Annotated in this window: 14 protein-coding genes; 5 read left to right on the forward strand and 9 right to left on the reverse strand. The window is 62.8% G+C overall.

Going from position 1 to position 17,480, the window contains the following annotated elements:
- Positions 1-59: 59 nt before the first annotated feature.
- The 6 genes from ACF8FB_RS23610 to ACF8FB_RS23635 all read right to left on the reverse strand — a co-directional run bounded on the left by ACF8FB_RS23610 (position 60) and on the right by ACF8FB_RS23635 (position 7,727).
- Positions 60-887, reverse strand: a complete 828-nt coding sequence (locus ACF8FB_RS23610) for an ABC transporter permease (RefSeq protein ID WP_003255542.1) — start codon at positions 885-887, stop codon at positions 60-62.
- A gap of 10 nt (positions 888-897) precedes the next feature.
- Entirely contained in the window at positions 898-2,145 is a 1,248-nt protein-coding gene (locus ACF8FB_RS23615; protein ID WP_010951751.1) for an ABC transporter permease, read from the reverse strand.
- 60 nt (positions 2,146-2,205) lie between these two features.
- Positions 2,206-3,240, reverse strand: coding sequence for an ABC transporter substrate-binding protein (locus ACF8FB_RS23620; protein WP_064491038.1), 1,035 nt, complete (start codon positions 3,238-3,240; stop codon positions 2,206-2,208).
- A 40-nt stretch (positions 3,241-3,280) separates the two neighbouring features.
- A complete protein-coding gene (locus ACF8FB_RS23625) occupies positions 3,281-4,405 on the reverse strand; it encodes an ABC transporter ATP-binding protein (RefSeq protein ID WP_003255547.1) in 1,125 nt (374 codons plus the stop codon).
- A gap of 294 nt (positions 4,406-4,699) precedes the next feature.
- Positions 4,700-5,332 carry a response regulator transcription factor gene (locus ACF8FB_RS23630; RefSeq protein ID WP_172830947.1) on the reverse strand — a complete coding sequence of 211 codons (633 nt, stop codon included), beginning with the start codon at positions 5,330-5,332 and terminating at the stop codon, positions 4,700-4,702.
- Positions 5,333-5,339: 7 nt separating this feature from the next.
- Complete coding sequence (locus ACF8FB_RS23635; RefSeq protein WP_392512143.1) at positions 5,340-7,727, reverse strand: PAS domain S-box protein; 2,388 nt, start codon at positions 7,725-7,727, stop codon at positions 5,340-5,342.
- Between the two features lie 95 nt (positions 7,728-7,822).
- Here ACF8FB_RS23635 and ACF8FB_RS23640 point away from each other — a divergent pair, with 95 nt between their 5' ends.
- Positions 7,823-8,821: an alpha/beta hydrolase family protein gene (locus tag ACF8FB_RS23640; protein WP_392512145.1), complete on the forward strand. Its 999-nt coding sequence runs from the start codon at positions 7,823-7,825 to the stop codon at positions 8,819-8,821.
- Between the two features lie 27 nt (positions 8,822-8,848).
- Here the strand turns inward: ACF8FB_RS23640 and ACF8FB_RS23645 are convergent, their stop codons facing one another.
- The 3 genes from ACF8FB_RS23645 to ACF8FB_RS23655 are packed head-to-tail and all read right to left on the reverse strand — an operon-like array spanning position 8,849 to position 11,305.
- The gene (locus ACF8FB_RS23645) at positions 8,849-9,616 is read right to left on the reverse strand and encodes a TerB family tellurite resistance protein (protein WP_010951746.1); all 768 of its coding nucleotides are present in this window, start codon (positions 9,614-9,616) and stop codon (positions 8,849-8,851) included.
- Position 9,617: 1 nt separating this feature from the next.
- A complete protein-coding gene (murU, locus tag ACF8FB_RS23650; RefSeq protein ID WP_010951745.1) occupies positions 9,618-10,289 on the reverse strand; it encodes an N-acetylmuramate alpha-1-phosphate uridylyltransferase MurU in 672 nt (223 codons plus the stop codon).
- Complete coding sequence (locus tag ACF8FB_RS23655; protein ID WP_392509577.1) at positions 10,286-11,305, reverse strand: aminoglycoside phosphotransferase family protein; 1,020 nt, start codon at positions 11,303-11,305, stop codon at positions 10,286-10,288. The genes murU and ACF8FB_RS23655 overlap by 4 nt, the downstream gene beginning before the upstream one ends.
- A 130-nt stretch (positions 11,306-11,435) precedes the next feature.
- Here ACF8FB_RS23655 and ACF8FB_RS23660 point away from each other — a divergent pair, with 130 nt between their 5' ends.
- From ACF8FB_RS23660 to rsmA, 4 genes are read left to right on the forward strand one after another with little or no spacing between them, the layout of a single operon-like run.
- Positions 11,436-14,243, forward strand: coding sequence for an LPS-assembly protein LptD (locus ACF8FB_RS23660; RefSeq protein WP_350298355.1), 2,808 nt, complete (start codon positions 11,436-11,438; stop codon positions 14,241-14,243).
- Positions 14,224-15,543 (forward strand): peptidylprolyl isomerase SurA, encoded by a 1,320-nt coding sequence (gene surA / locus ACF8FB_RS23665; protein ID WP_010951743.1) that lies wholly within the window; start codon positions 14,224-14,226, stop codon positions 15,541-15,543. The genes ACF8FB_RS23660 and surA overlap by 20 nt, the downstream gene beginning before the upstream one ends.
- A complete protein-coding gene (gene pdxA, locus ACF8FB_RS23670; protein ID WP_003255557.1) occupies positions 15,540-16,529 on the forward strand; it encodes a 4-hydroxythreonine-4-phosphate dehydrogenase PdxA in 990 nt (329 codons plus the stop codon). The genes surA and pdxA overlap by 4 nt, the downstream gene beginning before the upstream one ends.
- Entirely contained in the window at positions 16,526-17,329 is an 804-nt protein-coding gene (gene rsmA, locus ACF8FB_RS23675) for a 16S rRNA (adenine(1518)-N(6)/adenine(1519)-N(6))-dimethyltransferase RsmA (protein WP_003255558.1), read from the forward strand. Before pdxA ends, rsmA begins: the two co-directional genes overlap by 4 nt.
- The last annotated feature ends 151 nt before the right edge of the window (positions 17,330-17,480 follow it).

Here is a 17,480-nt window from a genome sequence, read left to right on the forward strand (position 1 = left end):
AACCTGTGCCGGCCTCTTCCGGCTTTAGCCGCGAAGAGGCCGGTACAGGCAAGCCATCATCAAGCCGGCTGTTGAGTCCTCAGCTTCTCGCTACGCCCACGCAACCACTCCAGGGTCAGCAGCAACAACACCGAGAACGCAATCAGCAAGGTCGCCGCCGCGGCAATGGTCGGGCTCAGGTTCTCGCGAATACCGCTGAACATCTGCCGCGGCAGTGTTGCCTGCTCCGGCCCGGCGAGGAACAGCGTCACCACCACCTCGTCAAACGAGGTGGCAAAGGCAAACAGGGCTCCCGAGATGACACCGGGCGCAATCAGCGGCAGGGTCACCCGGCGGAAAGCCAGCAGAGGTGAAGCGCCCAGGCTGGCCGCCGCACGCACCAGATTGTAGTTGAACCCCTGCAGCGTCGCCGACACGGTAATGATGACGAACGGCACCCCCAGCACCGCATGCACCAGAATCAGCGAGGTGAAACTGTTGCCCATACCCAGAGGGGCGAAGAACAGGTAACTGGCCACCCCGATGATCACTACCGGCACCACCATGGGCGAGATCACCAGCGCCATCACCAGCGACTTGCCGGGGAAATCGCCCCGGGTCAGGCCGATGGCCGCCAAGGTGCCGAACACCATGGCCAGCACCGTGGCCGCTGGGGCAACGATGATGCTGTTTTTCAACGCCCGCATCCATTCGGCCGAGCCGAAGAAGTCCTGATACCACTGCAGCGAGAAGCCCTGCAGCGGGTACACCAGGAAGCTGCCACTGTTGAACGACAGCGGCACGATCACCAGCACTGGCAAGATCAGGAACAGCAGGATCAAGCCGCAGAGAATACGCAGGCTGTAGAACCAGACCCGCTCCACGGGCGACATGTATGGGCTCAGCATGACAGGCTCCTCAGCTCAGGCGCAGACGGCTGGCGCCGACCAGCCAGCTATAGATCAGGTACAACAGCACGGTCGCCAGCAGCAACAGCCCGCCCAATGCGGTGGCCATGCCCCAGTTGATGCTGGTGTTGGTGTAGAAGGCGACGAAGTAGCTGACCATCTGGTCGTTCGGACTACCCAGCAGCGCCGGGGTGATGTAGTAACCGATGGCAAGGATGAACACCAGCAGGCAACCGGCGCCCACACCGGCGTAAGTCTGCGGGAAGTACACCCGCCAGAAACTGGCGAACGGGTGGCAGCCCAGCGAGATCGCCGCACGCATGTAGCTCGGGGAAATACCCTTCATCACGCTGTACAGCGGCAGGATCATGAACGGCAGCAAGATGTGCACCATCGAGATGTAGACGCCTGTGCGGTTGAACACCAGTTCCAGCGGCTGGTCGATGATGCCCATGGCCATCAGCGCACTGTTGATCAGCCCGCCCGACTGCAGCAGCACGATCCACGCCGCCACTCGTACCAGGATCGATGTCCAGAAGGGCAACAGCACCAGAATCATCAGCAGGTTGCTCTGCCGGGTCGGCAGGTTCGCCAACAAGTAGGCCAGTGGGTAGGCCAGTACCAGGCAGATAGTGGTAATCACCACCCCCATCCACAGGGTACGGACAAAAATGTCCAGGTAAATGGCCTGGTCCGGGGTGGCCTTGGCCAGCTCACCAAGGTCATCGATGCGATGATCCACCGAGGCCAGCAGGTAGAAAGAAGTCACCGAGCTGGTATTGCGGCGTATCGCCTGCCAATAAGCCGGGTCGCCCCAACGCTCGTCGACAGCCTGCAACGCCTCTTTATAAGAGGCAGGCTCAGCCTTGAAGGGCAGCGCACGGGCAGTCTTGGTCAACAAGCTGCGGTAACCGGCCAGCTCCATGTTCAAGCGTTTGGAAAGGTCACCAAGGGTCTGGTTCTTGCGCGACTCGGCCAAATCCTGGCTCAACGCCTTGTAAACGTCCTCGCCTGGCAGGCTTTTGCCATCCCACTGGCTGATGATTTCCACCGTGCGCGGCAGGCCGCCGACCACTTCAGGGTTGCCGACGCTCTTGTACAGCAGCGCCGCAATCGGCACCAGGAACACCAGCAGAAGAAACAGCGCCAGCGGCGCGATCAACGCCTGCGCCTTCCAGCGGTTGACCCGCTCGGCGTGTTTGAGGCGCTGCTTGAGACTTGGACCTGCGCCTTCGTTGAGGGGCACTGCAATGGCCATGGCGAACTCCGCAATACAGGCTGAATTGGGGGCCGCTTTGCGGCCCCACACACTGGACGTTTACTTCTTCGCCGCCCAGGCGTTGAAGCGTTGCTCCAGCTGCTCGCTGTTGTCGGCCCAGAACGCCACGTCGATCTGCACCTGGTTGGCAATGTTCTCAGGCGTGGTCGGCATGTCTTTCTTCACTTCGTCCGACAGCAGGCTCACGGCCTTGGAGTTGGCCGGGCCATAGGCGATGTTTTCGGAGTAGATCTTCTGCTGCTCGGGCTTGACGCTGTAGGCGATGAACTTCTTCGCCTCTTCGACGTTTTTGGCGCCTTTGGGTATTGCCCATGCATCGAAGTCGTAGATGCCGCCGTTCCACACCACCTTGAGGTTGCTCTCTTTCTGCACAGCGGCGATACGGCCGTTGTAGGCAGAGCTCATGACCACGTCGCCAGAGGCCAGGAACTGCGGTGGCTGTGCACCCGCTTCCCACCACTGGATGCTGGGCTTGAGTTCGTCGAGTTTCTTGAAGGCGCGGTCCTGGCCTTCCTTGGTTGCCAGCACTTTGTAGACGTCCTTGGGCGCAACACCGTCGGCCATCAGTGCAAATTCCATCGTGTACTTGGCGCCCTTGCGCAGGCCGCGCTTGCCCGGGAACTGCTTGGTGTCCCAGAAATCGGCCCAGCTGGTGGGGGCGGTCTTGAGCTTGTCGGCGTTGTAGGCCATGACCGTGGACCAGACGAAGAAGCCCACACCGCAAGGCTGAATGGCACCAGGCACGTAGTCTTCCTCGTTGCCGAACAGGGCCGGGTCGAGCTCTTCGAACATGCCTTCGTCGCAACCGCGCGCCAGCTCTGGCGACTCAACCTCTACCAGGTTCCACGACACACTCTTGGTGTCGACCATTGCCTTGACCTTGGCCATTTCGCCGTTGTACTCACCCGCGACAATCTTGCCATTACCCGCTTTTTCCCAGGGTTCGTAGAACGCTTTGACCTGGGCAGCCTTGTTGGCGCCGCCGAACGAGATCACGGTGAGGTCTGCGGCCATGGCCTGGCCAGCGGTGAACAGCCCCAAAGCCAGGGCGGTCAGTTTCAACTGCTTGCGCATTATTATTCTCTCCACAGTACAGGGTTGGTGAAGCAATCCATCAATGGGCTTCGGCAATCGGATCGAGCGCGCGGGCGTGCTCCACCTCCCAGCCCAGCGGTACTACATCGCCCACGGCCAACGCCGGGTCGAGCTCGGCAATCGGCTGCTTCACGAAGAAGTCGCCTTTGCCGCAAACCTCCAGACGCACCCGCACGTGGTCGCCCAGGTAAATGAATTCGGCCACCCGGCCAGAGAACCGGTTCACGCAGCTTTCACTGTGGCCGTTCAGGCGCACGCGCTCCGGGCGTATCGACAGGGTCACCGGCTCGCCGGCCTGGCCGACATTCACCGCCAGCGCCTCGACCCGCTCGCCGCGAGGCAACTGCACCTGGCAACGTTTGCCATCGCTGGCCAGCAGGGTGCCGCTGATGCGGTTGTTCTCGCCGATGAAGTTGGCGACGAAGGTGTTGCAGGGCTCTTCGTACAGCGTGCGCGGGTCGGCGATCTGCTGGATTTCGCCCTGGTGGAACACCGCCACGCGGTCGGACATGGTCAGCGCTTCGCCCTGGTCGTGGGTCACGTACACCACGGTCACACCAAGACGCTGGTGAATGTGCTTGATCTCCATCTGCATGTGTTCGCGCAGCTGCTTGTCCAGCGCGCCAAGTGGCTCGTCCATCAGTACCAGTTGTGGCTCGAACACCAATGCCCGGGCCAGCGCCACACGCTGCTGCTGGCCGCCAGACAGCTGGCCGGGGTAGCGTTTGGCGAAAGCGTCGAGCTGCACCATGTTCAGCACGCGTTTGACCCGCTCGCTGATGTCGGTCTTGCTCAGGTTGCGCACGGTCAGCGGAAAGGCCAGGTTCTCAGCCACGGTCATGTGCGGAAACAGCGCGTAGTTCTGGAACACCATGCCGATATCACGCTTGTGCGGCGGCACGTTGTTGATCGAGCGCCCGCCAAGCTGGATTTCACCGGCGGTGGGCGTTTCGAAGCCCGCCAGCATCATCAGGCTGGTGGTCTTGCCCGAGCCGGACGGGCCAAGCAGGGTGAGGAACTCGCCCTTGCGGATATCCAGGTTGAGGTCTTTGACGATCAGCGACTCGCCGTCGTAGCTCTTCTGCACACCACGGAAGCTGACCAGCGTTTCGCCGGTTGCAGCGTTCGACTTCGCCTCGCTCATGCCTGCACCTTCTTGTTGGATGACTGCGTAGGCAAAAGAGTAGAAGAGACGCAAGCGCCCGAAAATCGGGGGTACTGAGAGAATGCCATCATCCGGATGGAAGATTTGTTGTAGGGATCGCCCTACAACGATGGCGGGATTGGAATGCCCTTGCGAGCCAACCACGAACCTGTGGGAGCGGGCATGCCCGCGAAGAGGCCGGCTCAGCCATAGAGATCAGCAGGCCAGGCCCGTTCGCGGGCATGCCCGCTCCCACATAGGCTTCGGCAAGTTTCGGGCACCCGTATGTCGCAATCAGATCAGCTTGTGCTCCATGGCGTACTTCACCAGCTCCGCCAGCGAGTTCACTTTCAACTTCTGCATCAGGCGCGCCTTGTGGGTGCTGATGGTCTTGCTCGACAGCGCCAACTGTTGGGCGATGTCGTTGACGTTGGCGCCTTGGGCCAGGCGCTCGAACACCGAAAACTCCCGCTCCGAGAGCAGTGTGTGCAACGGCCGGGATTCGGTGAGGCCTACTTCGAACACCATGCGGTCGGCCAGCGACGGGTCAATATAACGCCCGCCACCGGCCACCCGACGAATCGCTGTCAACAACAACGCCGGATCACTGTCTTTGGTGGCATAGCCCGCCGCACCGGCCTTCAGCGCCCGCGCCGCCATCTGTGCCTCATCGTGCATCGACAACATCAGGATCGCTGGAGCATCGTGCAGCGCACGGATACGCGGGATCGCCTCCAGGCCGTTCACACCCGGCATCGAGATGTCCAGCAGTACCACCTCGCACGGTGTGTGGCGCAGGGTTTCGAGCAACTGCTCGCCATTACCGGCCTCCCCCGCCACTTGCATGTCCTTGGCCAGGCCAATCAACTGCTTGATGCCTTCACGGACAATGGTGTGGTCTTCGGCCACCAGTACTCGAATCACGATTGCTCTCCTACTCCAACGGAATGGCCACACTCAGGCTGGTGCCTTCGCCCGGCTCGCTTTCCAGCGTCATGCTCCCCCCCAGCATCAGCACCCGCTCGCGCACACCCACCAGGCCAAATGAGGTGGGCCGGGTCTGCTCGCGGCAAAAGCCTTGGCCATCATCACTGACCGTCATGCGCAACTGTCCGCCCTCACGTACCAGCTCAATCTCTACGCTGTGCGCCTGGGCGTGACGCATCACATTGGTCAGCGCCTCCTGGAGGATACGAAACAGCCCGGTGGCCTTGGCATCACTCAATGCTGGCAGATTATCGGGTACTTGCACCAGACAGGGGATTTGCGTACGTGCCTCGAAACGCCGCGCCTGCCATTCGATGGCCGAGGCAATGCCGGCATCGAGGATCGGCGGACGCAAGGCAGTGGCGACATCGCGTACCAACTGGAACAACTGGGCGATCAGGCGTTTCATGCTCGCCAGGCGATCATTCAGGCCAGGGTCCAGCTCGGCATAGGCCAGCTCGCACATCGACACTTCCAGCTTGAGCACGGTCAGCATCTGCCCCAGTTCATCATGCACTTCCCGGGCGATACGGGCTTTTTCCTCTTCACGCACGCTCTCCAGGTGGGCCGAGAGTTCGCGCAGCTGCTCCTGGGACTTCGCCAGCGCCAGCTCGGCCCGCTTGCCCTGTGTGATGTCCCAGACTACACCGTCCCACACTACCTGGCCGTTGCCCAGATGCCGGGCGCTGGCCTTGATATCGGCCCAGCGCTGTTCGCCCTGCCGGGTGAGGATGCGCCCCTGCCAGGACCAGTCCTGGTCGCTGGCCAGGGCCAGGTCCTGCACCCTGTGATAATCAGCACGGTCCTCGGGGTGCACCAGGTTGCGCAGGCCCATCTGCGGGTGCTGGATCTCGCTGGGTGCATAACCCACCAAAGCCTCGCTACCCTCACTGATATAGGGGAACTCCAGATCGCCCTCGGCCGGGTCACGCTCCAGGCGAAACACCAACCCTGGTACGTTGCCAGCAATGCCCTTAAGCCGCGCCTCGCTTTCGCGAAGGGCCGCCAAGGCACGGTGGCGCTCGGTGACATCGGCGAGGTAGACCACCAGATATTCGGAATCACGAAAGCGCAGAAAGCTCAGCGACAGCTCCACGGGTAGCAAGCTTTGATCAGCCCGCCGGCATTGCGTCTCAAACTGACCGACACCCCCCGCCCCTGTCCGCGCACCCTTCCACAGCTCTAGCCAACGGTCCATGTTCAGGCTTGGCTCGAAGTCGCTCAGCGGCCGCTCCAGCAACGCCCCTTCGCTGTAGCCCAACATGCGCTCGGCGGCATGGTTGGCGTAACGCACATGGCTGTCCCAGTTGACCCAGAGGATACCCACGGTGCTCTGGTCGATGGCGAACTGGCTCAGACGCAACGCCTCTTCGCGCACCTGGCGTTCAACAAGGCTTTCTCGCGCGGCCAGCAGGCTGCGCTCCAGCTGGCGCTGCTGACGGCGTTGCCACACCAGCGTGGCCAAGGCACACAACAGCAACAGACCGAACAACAAGGCCATGTTCTGCCAGAAGCCCGGCGACTCGCTCAGGCGCGGGTATTTCGGCTGCAACCAGCGCTGATGCAGTTGCTCCAGCTCCTTGGCCGGCACGGCCTGCAAGCCACGTTCAAGTACATCGGCCAGCATCGGCCAGTCGCGCCGCGAACCGATACGCAACAGTTGCGGCAGGCCAATATCGCCGACCACCGCCAGCTCACCGAACTCGCTCTCGCGCGACAGGCGGCTGAGCTGCGCTTCATCCAGCACGGCGAAACTGGCCTGGCCACCTACCACCAGTTGCAAGGCCTCACGATCGTCGGGCACCCCCTGCAGGTTGAGGTTGCCGTAGTTGCCGCGCAGGTAATCCGCCAGCGGGCTGGGCATGCGCACCGCGACGCGTTGCTCGGCTTCAAGCTTTTCCAGTTCCACGGCCATGGCCCCGGTGCGCGGCCCCACCACCAGCTGTGGCACGCGCATGTACGGGTCGCTGAATAGCCACAGGCGCAGGCTGGCCGGCGTCTGGGTAAGGCCAGGGGCGAAGTCGATTTCGCCGCTCTGCAGGGCATGTTCCAAACTGGCCTGGTCAGTGAAGTTACGCCAGGTGAGGTCCAGCCGCAGCGCCTGCGCCAGGCTGTTCACCAGCTCCACATTGGCCCCATACAGTTGCTGCAGACGCCGGTCGAACTGGGCGTAGGGCGCCTGCAACACCAGGCCGACACGCAGGCTGCGGTGGGTGTCCAGCCACTGCTGCTGGTCAGGCTCCAGCACCACAGAGGGCAGCGCCTCGGGCTTGGCCCAGGCAATCAAGGGCAGCCACAAGCAGCCGATAACCAACAGGCGACGCACTCGCTTCATCTATACGCTCGACTTGGCAAAGACGGCCATGCAGCATGGCCGTCACGGGCAAATACTATTAGGCTGCCGGTTTCATTCTGGCCTTGGGTTGACTCATGTCCACACTTTATCGCACGACGCTGGCAATGTGCTGCCTGGCCTCGGTCCTTCCACTCGGCGCCCTGGCCGCCGATGTCGAAAAACCACCTGCAAATGCCATGGCACCGGCTGCCGAGGCCCCACGCCCACCCTTGCTGGAACGCAGCCAGGAGGATGCACTGGCGCTGGAACGGCTGCTGCCCAAGGCTGAGCAGCAGACCCTGCAGACCGGTGCCGACAGCTTCCTGGCCCTGTGGAAGCCGGCCAACGACAACGATCCGCAAGGGGCGGTGATCATTGTCCCTGGTGCAGGCGAAACGGCCGACTGGCCAAATGCAGTCGGCCCACTGCGGCAAAAATTCCCTGATATCGGCTGGCACAGCCTGAGCGTCAGCCTGCCCGACCTGCTCGCAGACAGCCCGCAAGCGCGGGTCGAAGCCACACCACCGGCAGCGCCTGCGCCAGACAAAGGCGAAAGCGCACCGGCCAAGGACGTGCCGGCCGACGCCAACGCCAACGTGGCCCAAGCCACCGCAGCCGATGCCGACACAGCAGAAAGCACCGATGCCGAACAAGCCAGCGAGCAGGCCGACCCGGCAGATGCCGAACGCATCTTCGCCCGCCTGGATGCCGCCGTGGCGTTCGCCCAGCAACACAACGCCCGCAGCATCGTACTGATCGGCCATGGTAGCGGTGCGTATTGGGCGGCGCGCTACCTGAGCGAGAAGCAGCCACCACAGGTACAAAAACTGGTGATGGTCGCTGCACAGACCCCTGCACGGGTGGAGCAGGACCTGGAAAGCCTGGCCCCAACCTTGAAGGTACCCACGGCCGATATCTACTACGCCACCCGCAGCGCTGACCGCAACGCAGCCCAGCAACGGCTGCAGGCCAGCAAACGGCAGAAGGATAGCCAGTACCGACAATTGTCATTGATTGCCATGCCAGCAAACAAAGCGGCGGAACAAGAGCAATTGTTCCGCCGGGTGCGGGGGTGGATGAGCCCTCAGGGCTGAGTCAGGCTTGATCCCTGTGGCGGGGCGTCAAAGGCCGCGCCGCTTGCGGATCATGGCATAGGCCTGGTGCAACTCACGGGTACGCGCGGTTGCTTCACGCACCTGCGCCTCGCTGGCACCGGTACCTGCCAGCTTGTCCGGGTGATGCCGGCTGACAAGCCGACGATACGCCTGCTTGACCTTATCGGTGTCGGTGTCTGCGTCCACCGCCAGCAAGCGCAACGCTGCCGCGTAGGTCATGGGCACGCTTTCTGCTCCCGTGGCCTTGCGCGGCTCGTACTCCAGGGACATGGCCTGCACCTGGCGCCGGCTCATGCCCAGCTTCTGCCCCCAGTCCAGCAGCAACTCACGCTCCTTGTTGCCCATCTTGCCGTCAGCCCAGACCATGCGCCAACAGGCCCGCAAGGTACCTTCCGCCGCGTGGGGCTGCTGACTGATGCGCCGCAGGTGCCCGCCAAGCCGGTCCTTGCCCGCCTTGCCACGGTTGAACGCATTGATGGCGCGCAACCGGGCTGCCTCGGCCAGGTCCAGGCGCACCATCTCCTGACGCGCCTGCTGGATATGCTGCTCGGCTACCCGGCCATCGCACTTGGCCAGGCGCCCGAGCATCACGAACAACAACTCGTCGTCGCGTAATGCAGGGCGCCCACCCAGGCGTTCGCGCATGTCTTCCCAGCCTTGCAAGCGCAGCCGGCGGTCGATGGCCTGCCCAAGCAACGCACCGAGCAAGGCACCCGGTATGCTCGCAACGGCAAAGCCGGCACCCACGCCTATCACCGTGCCTGGCCACCACATGTCAGGCGCGCTCGCCAATCAGAGACTCAGCCTCGGCCAGGCGTTCAAGCGTGCCAACATCCACCCAGTGCCCACGGTAGTGTTCGCCAGATACCTTGCCGGCCGCCATCGCCTGGCGCAGCAACGGTGCCAGTTTGAAGGCACCCGCCTGGCAACCTTCGAACAGCGCCGGGTGCAGCACGGAAATGCCGCTGAAGGTCAGCGTGCCGGGCGCGTCATCGCCGTCAACGACCTGCTCGCCCACCAGGCGGAAGTCACCACGGCCGTGATGGCCAGGGTTGTCGACCAGTACCAGGTGAGCCAGGCCTTGCAGGGGAGCCTGCAAACGCGCGAAGTCGTAGTCGGTCCACACATCGCCATTCACCAGCAGGAACGGCGCATCACCCAACAAAGGCAGGGCCTTGAAGATGCCGCCGCCGGTTTCCAGCGGTTCACCTTCAGGTGAATAGCGAATGCTCAGGCCGAAGCGGCTACCGTCGCCCAGATGGTCTTCGATCTGCTGGCCAAGCCAGGCATGGTTGATCACCACTTCGGTCACGCCCGCTGCCGCCAGGGCGCGCAAGTGGTACTCGATCAGCGGCTGGCCGGCGACCGGGACCAACGGTTTTGGGGTGTGCAGGGTCAGCGGGCGCATGCGCTCGCCCTTCCCCGCAGCCAGGATCATGGCCTTCATGCACGCGCTCCGGCCTGCAACTCGGCAATCAGTTCACCCAGCTCCGCCAATTCGGGCCGGCGACCGATCACTTCATTTATATAGGCGAAGAAACGCGGCACGTCGCCCAGGTAACGCGGCTTGCCGTCGCGGTGGCAGATGCGGGCAAAGATGCCGATCACCTTCAGGTGCCGCTGCACGCCCATCAGGTCACTGGCGCGGTGGAAGGCTTCGAACTCGGCGTGCACCGGGATGCCAGCCGCCTGCGCCTGCTGCCAGTAGTCGCCCAGCCAACCTTCGACCCGCGCCTGCGGCCAGCTGACAAAGGCGTCCTTGAACAGGCAGGTAATGTCGTAGGTGACCGGGCCGTATACCGCATCCTGAAAGTCCAGCACACCAGGGTTGGGGGTGCTCTGCATCAGGTTGCGCGGCATGTAGTCACGGTGTACCAGCACCTTGGGCTGCGCCAGGGCGCTGTCGATCAGCAACTGGCTGACGCGCTGCCAGGTGGCCTTCTGTGCATCGGTGAAGGTCAGGCCCAGCTCACGCCCCACGTACCATTCGGGGAACAGTTCCACTTCACGGCGCAGCAGGGCGTCGTCGTAGCTGGGCAGCGGCGCGTCCATTGGCAAACGCTGGAACTTCAGAAGGGCATCGATGGCGTCGGCGAACAGGCCATCGGCGTTGTCGGCATTGATGATGTCAAGGTATGTCTGAGTGCCCAGATCCCCAAGCAGCAAAAAGCCGCGTTCCAGGTCCTGGCCGTGGATCAGCGGCACATGTACGTCAGCGCTGGCCAGCAGGTGGTCGATGGCGACGAACGGTCGGCAGTTCTCCTGCGGGGGGGGCGCATCCATGATCACGAAACTGTGGCCAGCGCCCTGCCAGCGGAAATAGCGGCGGAAGCTGGCGTCGCTGCTGGCAGCGGTCAGGCTGCCTGCAGGCACCTCGCCCCAGGCGTTGTCACGGAAAAGATCATTGAGCTGCTCATCGAGCCAGACCGTCAGTTGTTGCAGGCGTACATCGTGTTCAGGCATTGCAAGGGTCTCCGACGGCCCTAGCCGTCAAGCGGGTCATGCTTTATTATCCAGCATCTTTTTCAGACCATCGAGAGGCGTGCGGCCCCACACGCGGGCAGATGGCACGCAGGAAGCCCGGACTAATAAGATGGCATTGAAATCCCCCGCGTTTCGTAGAAAGTTTCCGTTGCTGGTAACCGGCGGTCTGCTGGCCCTGCAACCTCTGGCCACCTCATACGTAGTGGCAGCCGAACAGTTCGACTGCCAAGTGTCCGCCGCCGGTGGTTGGGACTGCAAGCCCAAAACCCCAGTCAACAACTTGCCACCGCGCCCGGTGCACGAAGGTGCAGCCGTCAGCTCCGGCACCGAAGCGGCGGGCGAAGCCGAAACTGCGGACCGGCCCGTGCTGGTTACCGAGGCCAAGGGCCGTGGTCTGAAGTCGCGCAGCGAAGACTACAGCCACCTGGACTGGGTGCCGCGTGAAAAGCTCACCGCCGCGCAGCTGGCTGAAACCGGCCCGTACTGCGGTGGCGCGTATATCGAGCCAACCCGCCCGGGCATGGCCGACACCACGCCGAAGGACGAGTCGCCGACCTACATCAATGCCAAGGTATCCAAGTACCAGCAGGAGCAGCAGATCGCCACCCTCGCCGGTGACGTGGTGATGCGCCAGGGCAGCATGCAGGCCGAAGCCGACGAGGCCAACCTCTACCAGGCCGAAAACCGTGGCGAGCTCAAGGGCAACGTCAAGATCCGTGACAACGGTTCCCTGGTGGTCGGTGACGAGGCCCAGATCCAGCTCGACACTGGCGAAGCCCAGGTCGACAACGCCGAATACGTGATGCACAAGTCGCACATCCGCGGCAGTGCCCTTTACGCCAAGCGTGGCGAAAACGCCATCATCCGCCTCAAGGACGGTACGTACACCACCTGCGAACCGGGCAGCAACGCCTGGCAGCTGAAGGGCAACAACATCACCCTGAACCCGGCCACCGGTTTCGGTACTGCGACCAACGTTACGCTTCGGGTCAAGGATTTCCCGGTGTTCTATACACCGTACATCTACTTCCCGATTGACGACCGTCGCCAGTCCGGTTTCCTGCCGCCCTCGTTCAGCACCAGCAGCGACACCGGCTTCATGCTGGTCACGCCGTACTACTTCAACCTGGCGCCTAACTACGACGCCACGTTGTACCCGCGTTACATGGCCAAGCGCGGCCTGCTGATGGAAGGCGAGTTCCGCTACCTGACACCTTCCAGCGAAGGCCAGTTCGGCGGCGCCTACTTGAACGACAAGAACGACGACCGCAAAGATCAGACTGATTACAAAGATCAGCGCTGGATGGTCAACTGGCAGCACAAGGGTGGCCTGGATGAACGCCTGATGACCGAGGTGGACTACACCGACATCAGCGACCCGTTCTACTTCCAGGACCTGGAATCCGACCAGATTGGCGTGGAAAGCCGCGACCTGCTGAACCAGCAGGGTGCGTTGACCTACCGAGGCGACAGCTACACCGCGCGGTTGAATGTGCATGCCTACGAGATGGCGACCATCTCGCAGATCACGCCGTATGATCGCCTGCCGCAGCTGACCCTGAACGGTACGCTGCCGTTCCAGCCTGGCGGTTTGAACCTTGGGTACGAGACTGAAGCTGTTCGCTTTGATCGTGACCTGAAGGACGATTTCGTTCTGGACGAAGATGGCAATCCAGACGCCAGCGCCGGCGTACCCGGTCGTCGTCTTGACGAAAACATCTTCGGTGTAGCGCGTGCCAACGGTACCCGCCTGAACGTCGCCCCGTCCATCAGCCTGCCGATGGAGGCCAGCTACGGCTACATCACGCCGAAGCTGAAGTACATGTATACCCATTACGACCTTGACCTGGATAGCAAGGGCAAGAGCGACATTGCAGGCGCGAACGCAGACACACTGGACGTGTTCGGCGACTACAAAAGCAACCTGAACCGCGATATCCCGATTTTCAGCGTCGACAGCGGCCTGTATTTCGACCGCAACACCTCGTTGTTCGGCACCAACTACCGCCAGACCCTCGAACCGCGCATGTTCTACCTCTATGTCCCGTACAAGGACCAGATGGACATCCCGCTGTTCGACACGGGTGAAACCCTGTTCAGCTACGACTCGCTGTTCCGTGACAACCGTTTCAGCGGTACCGACCGCATCGGCGACGAGAACAAGCTGTCGCTGGGCGTGACCACCCGCTGGATCGAGGAGAACGGCTTCGAGCGTCAGAACTTCAGCATCGGCCAGGCTTACTACTTCAAGGACCGCAAGGTCCAGCTGCCAGGCATCGACTACCGCACCCGCAAGGACGCGCAGTCCGATGTATCGCCATACGCTCTGGTGTACAACTACTACTTCAACCGCGACTGGCGCTTCAATTCGGACTTCAACTGGGACCCGGACAGCCGCAGCACCCGCTCGGGCAGCGCGATGTTCCACTACCAGCCTGAAGACAACCCGAACAAGATCGTCAACCTCGGCTATCGCTACCGTAACGACACCATTGCCTACGACTCGACCACGGGTACCTGGAAAGTGGGCGGCGGTGACTATGGCACCCCGGGCGATCCGAACTACATCAAGGATTACTACAAGATCCAGCAGCACGACTTCTCGGTCATCTGGCCGATCGTGCCGCAGTGGAACGTAATCGCCCGCTGGCAGCATGACTACAACCGCAACCGTACCCTGGAAGCCATGGGTGGTTTCGAATACGACAACTGCTGCTGGAAGCTGCGCCTGATCAACCGTTACTGGATCGACTACGACGATTTCAGCCAGGCCCTTCCACAGAACGAAAAAGGCGACCACGGTGTCTTCCTTCAGATCGTCCTGAAAGGCCTCGGCGGCGTAGTTGGCAACAAGGTCGAGTCTTTCCTCGACCAAGGCATTCAAGGTTACCGTGAACGTGAAGACCAAGCTTATTGATCGTCTGCGCCCAGTGTTGCTGGGCGTCGCTTTGCTGAGTGGCGCGGTGCATGCCGCGGTGCAACCTCTTGATCGCGTGGTGGCTATCGTCGACAACGACGTGGTCATGCAAAGCCAGCTGGACCAGCGTGTCCATGAGGTCCAGCAAACCATCGCCAAGCGCGGCGGCGGCGTGCCGCCGACCAGCGCCCTGGAACAGCAGGTCCTGGAACGCCTGATCGTCGAGAACCTGCAGCTGCAGATCGGCGAGCGCTCTGGTATCCGCATCACCGACGAAGAGCTGAACCAGGCCATTGGCACCATTGCCCAGCGCAATGGCATGTCGCTGGACCAGTTCCGCGCGGCGCTGGCCCGTGACGGCCTGTCGTTCGACGACGCTCGCGAGCAGGTCAAGCGCGAGATGATCATCAGCCGCGTGCGCCAACGCCGCGTTGCCGAGCGCATTCAGGTGTCCGAGCAGGAAGTGAAGAACTTCCTGGCCTCGGACCTGGGCAAGATGCAGATGTCGGAAGAGTACCGCCTGGCCAACATCCTCATCCCGACCCCGGAAGCCGCCAACTCGGACGATATCCAGAAGGCTGCGCGCAAGGTCGGTGACGTGTACCAGCAACTGCGCCAGGGTGCCGACTTCGGCCAGATGGCGATTGCCAACTCGGCCAGCGAAAACGCCCTGGAAGGCGGCGAGATGGGCTGGCGTAAAGCCGGTCAGCTGCCACCCGACTTCGCCAAGATGCTCAGCAGCATGCCAGTGGGCGAAATTACCCAGCCTATTCGCATCCCCAACGGCTTCATCATCCTCAAGCTCGAGGAGAAGCGCGGCGGCAGCGAGAACGTGCTGCGCGACGAAGTGCATGTACGCCACATCCTGATCAAGCCAAGCGAGATCCGCAGCGAGGCGGCCACCGAGCAGCTGGCCGAGCGCCTTTATGATCGGATCAAGAACGGCGAAGACTTCGGCGAACTGGCCAAGAGCTTCTCGGAAGACCCGGGTTCGGCACTCAACGGCGGCGACCTCAACTGGGTCGATCCGAACAGCCTGGTACCGGAGTTCCGTGAACAGATGGCCAATGCCCAGCAAGGCGTAGTGACCAAACCGTTCAAGACCCAGTACGGCTGGCACGTTCTGGAAGTGCTGGGCCGCCGCGCCACCGACAGCACCGAGCAAGCTCGCGAACAGCAGGCCCTGAGCGTACTGCGCAACCGCAAGTATGACGAAGAGCTGCAAACCTGGCTGCGCCAGATCCGCGACGAAGCCTACGTTGAAATCAAGCTGCCTGGCGCTGACCAGGCCGCCCAGTGAAGCCCCTGCGCTTCGCCGTCACCCCCGGCGAGCCGGCCGGCATAGGCCCCGACCTGTGCCTGCTGCTCGCCGCAGACGCCCAGCCCCACCCCCTGATCGCCATCACCAGCCGTGACCTGCTCGCCGAGCGGGCCACGCAGCTGGGGCTGGCCGTCAGCCTGCTGCCGGTAGCCCCGGGCCAATGGCCTGACCTCCCGGCACCCGCAGGTAGCCTGTACGTCTGGGATACCCCCTTGGCGGCCCCGGTGGTGCCAGGCCAGCTCGACAAGGCCAACGCAGCGTTCGTGCTGGAAACCCTGACCCGCGCCGGGCAAGGCTGCCTGGACGGGCACTTCGCCGGGATGATCACGGCCCCGGTGCACAAGGGTGTGATCAACGAAAGCGGTATCGCCTTTTCCGGGCATACCGAATTCCTTGCCGAACTGACCCGCACCGCACAAGTGGTAATGATGCTGGCCACCCGCGGCCTGCGCGTGGCCCTGGTGACCACGCACCTGCCACTGCGTGATGTTGCCGACGCTATCACTGCAGAGCGCGTCGAACGTGTAACCCGTATCCTGCATGCCGACATGCGCGACAAGTTTGGCATTGCCAACCCGCGTATCCTCGTGTGCGGCCTCAACCCGCATGCGGGCGAAGGCGGCCACCTGGGCCGCGAAGAAATCGACATCATCGAGCCGACCCTGGCCCGCCTGCGCACCGAAGGCATGGACCTGCGCGGGCCGCTGCCGGCCGATACCCTGTTTACCCCCAAATATCTGGAGCACTGCGATGCGGTGCTGGCGATGTACCACGACCAGGGCCTTCCCGTACTCAAGTACAAAGGCTTCGGCGCAGCAGTGAACGTGACCCTGGGCCTGCCGATCATCCGCACGTCGGTTGACCACGGCACCGCCCTGGACCTGGCCGGCACTGGCAAAGTCGACACCGGCAGCCTGCGCGTCGCACTGGAAACCGCCTACCAGATGGCCGAGAACCGACCATGAACGAGCAATACCAACACCGGGCGCGCAAGCGCTTCGGCCAGAACTTCCTGCACGACGCCGGTATCATCGACCGCATCCTGCGTGCCATCAACGCCAAGGCCGGCGAACACCTGCTGGAAATCGGCCCGGGCCAGGGCGCCCTGACCGAAGGCCTGCTGGGCAGTGGCGCACAGCTGGACGTGGTGGAGCTGGACAAAGACCTGGTGCCGATCCTGCAGCACAAGTTCGCCGATCGCAGCAACTTCCGCCTGCACCAGGGTGACGCCCTCAAGTTCGACTTCAACCAGTTGGGTGTGCCGCCACGCAGCCTCAAGGTGGTTGGCAACCTGCCCTACAACATCTCCACCCCGCTGATCTTCCACCTGCTCAGCCACGCCGGGCTGATCCGCGACATGCATTTCATGCTGCAGAAGGAAGTGGTCGAGCGCATGGCCGCCGGCCCTGGCGGCGGTGACTGGGGGCGCTTGTCGATCATGGTGCAGTACCACTGCCGCGTGGAGCACCTGTTCAATGTCGGCCCTGGTGCCTTCAACCCACCTCCGAAAGTGGATTCGGCAATCGTCCGCCTGGTGCCGCACGAAGTGCTGCCGTTCCCGGCCAAGGACCACCTGCTGCTGGAGCGTGTCGTTCGCGAAGCGTTCAACCAGCGCCGCAAGACCCTGCGCAACACCATGAAAGGCCTGCTGGACAGCGCCGCCATCGAGGCTGCTGGCGTTGATGGCAGCCTGCGCCCTGAACAGCTCGACCTGGCAGCCTTCGTGCGCCTGGCTGACCAACTGGCGGATCAGCAACAAGCCTGATTTAGCCCGTACCGGCCTCTTCGCGGGCCACAAGGGATCGCACAACCCTCAAATCCTGTGCGACCCCTTGTAGGAGCGGGTTTACCCGCGAAGAGGCCGGCACAGACAACACACCCCCAAGCCCGATCACCGCTGGCCCTCCCCCCTCCCA

Origin of the sequence: Pseudomonas sp. yb_2 (genome assembly GCF_043103905.1) — a bacterium.
Taxonomy (GTDB): domain Bacteria; phylum Pseudomonadota; class Gammaproteobacteria; order Pseudomonadales; family Pseudomonadaceae; genus Aquipseudomonas; species Aquipseudomonas alloputida.

Bases quoted from the DNA above. Each gene is read 5' to 3' on its own strand.
- ACF8FB_RS23615 (WP_010951751.1), bottom strand. From the start codon at position 2,145: ATGGCCATTGCAGTGCCCCTCAACGAAGGCGCAGGTCCAAGTCTCAAG.
- ACF8FB_RS23635 (WP_392512143.1), bottom strand. From the start codon at position 7,727: ATGAAGCGAGTGCGTCGCCTGTTGGTTATCGGCTGCTTGTGGCTGCCC.
- murU (WP_010951745.1), bottom strand. From the start codon at position 10,289: ATGAAGGCCATGATCCTGGCTGCGGGGAAGGGCGAGCGCATGCGCCCG.
- ACF8FB_RS23620 (WP_064491038.1), bottom strand. From the start codon at position 3,240: ATGCGCAAGCAGTTGAAACTGACCGCCCTGGCTTTGGGGCTGTTCACC.
- ACF8FB_RS23640 (WP_392512145.1), top strand. From the start codon at position 7,823: ATGTCCACACTTTATCGCACGACGCTGGCAATGTGCTGCCTGGCCTCG.
- ACF8FB_RS23625 (WP_003255547.1), bottom strand. From the start codon at position 4,405: ATGAGCGAGGCGAAGTCGAACGCTGCAACCGGCGAAACGCTGGTCAGC.
- ACF8FB_RS23645 (WP_010951746.1), bottom strand. From the start codon at position 9,616: ATGTGGTGGCCAGGCACGGTGATAGGCGTGGGTGCCGGCTTTGCCGTT.
- ACF8FB_RS23655 (WP_392509577.1), bottom strand. From the start codon at position 11,305: ATGCCTGAACACGATGTACGCCTGCAACAACTGACGGTCTGGCTCGAT.
- rsmA (WP_003255558.1), top strand. From the start codon at position 16,526: ATGAACGAGCAATACCAACACCGGGCGCGCAAGCGCTTCGGCCAGAAC.
- ACF8FB_RS23610 (WP_003255542.1), bottom strand. From the start codon at position 887: ATGCTGAGCCCATACATGTCGCCCGTGGAGCGGGTCTGGTTCTACAGC.
- ACF8FB_RS23660 (WP_350298355.1), top strand. From the start codon at position 11,436: ATGGCATTGAAATCCCCCGCGTTTCGTAGAAAGTTTCCGTTGCTGGTA.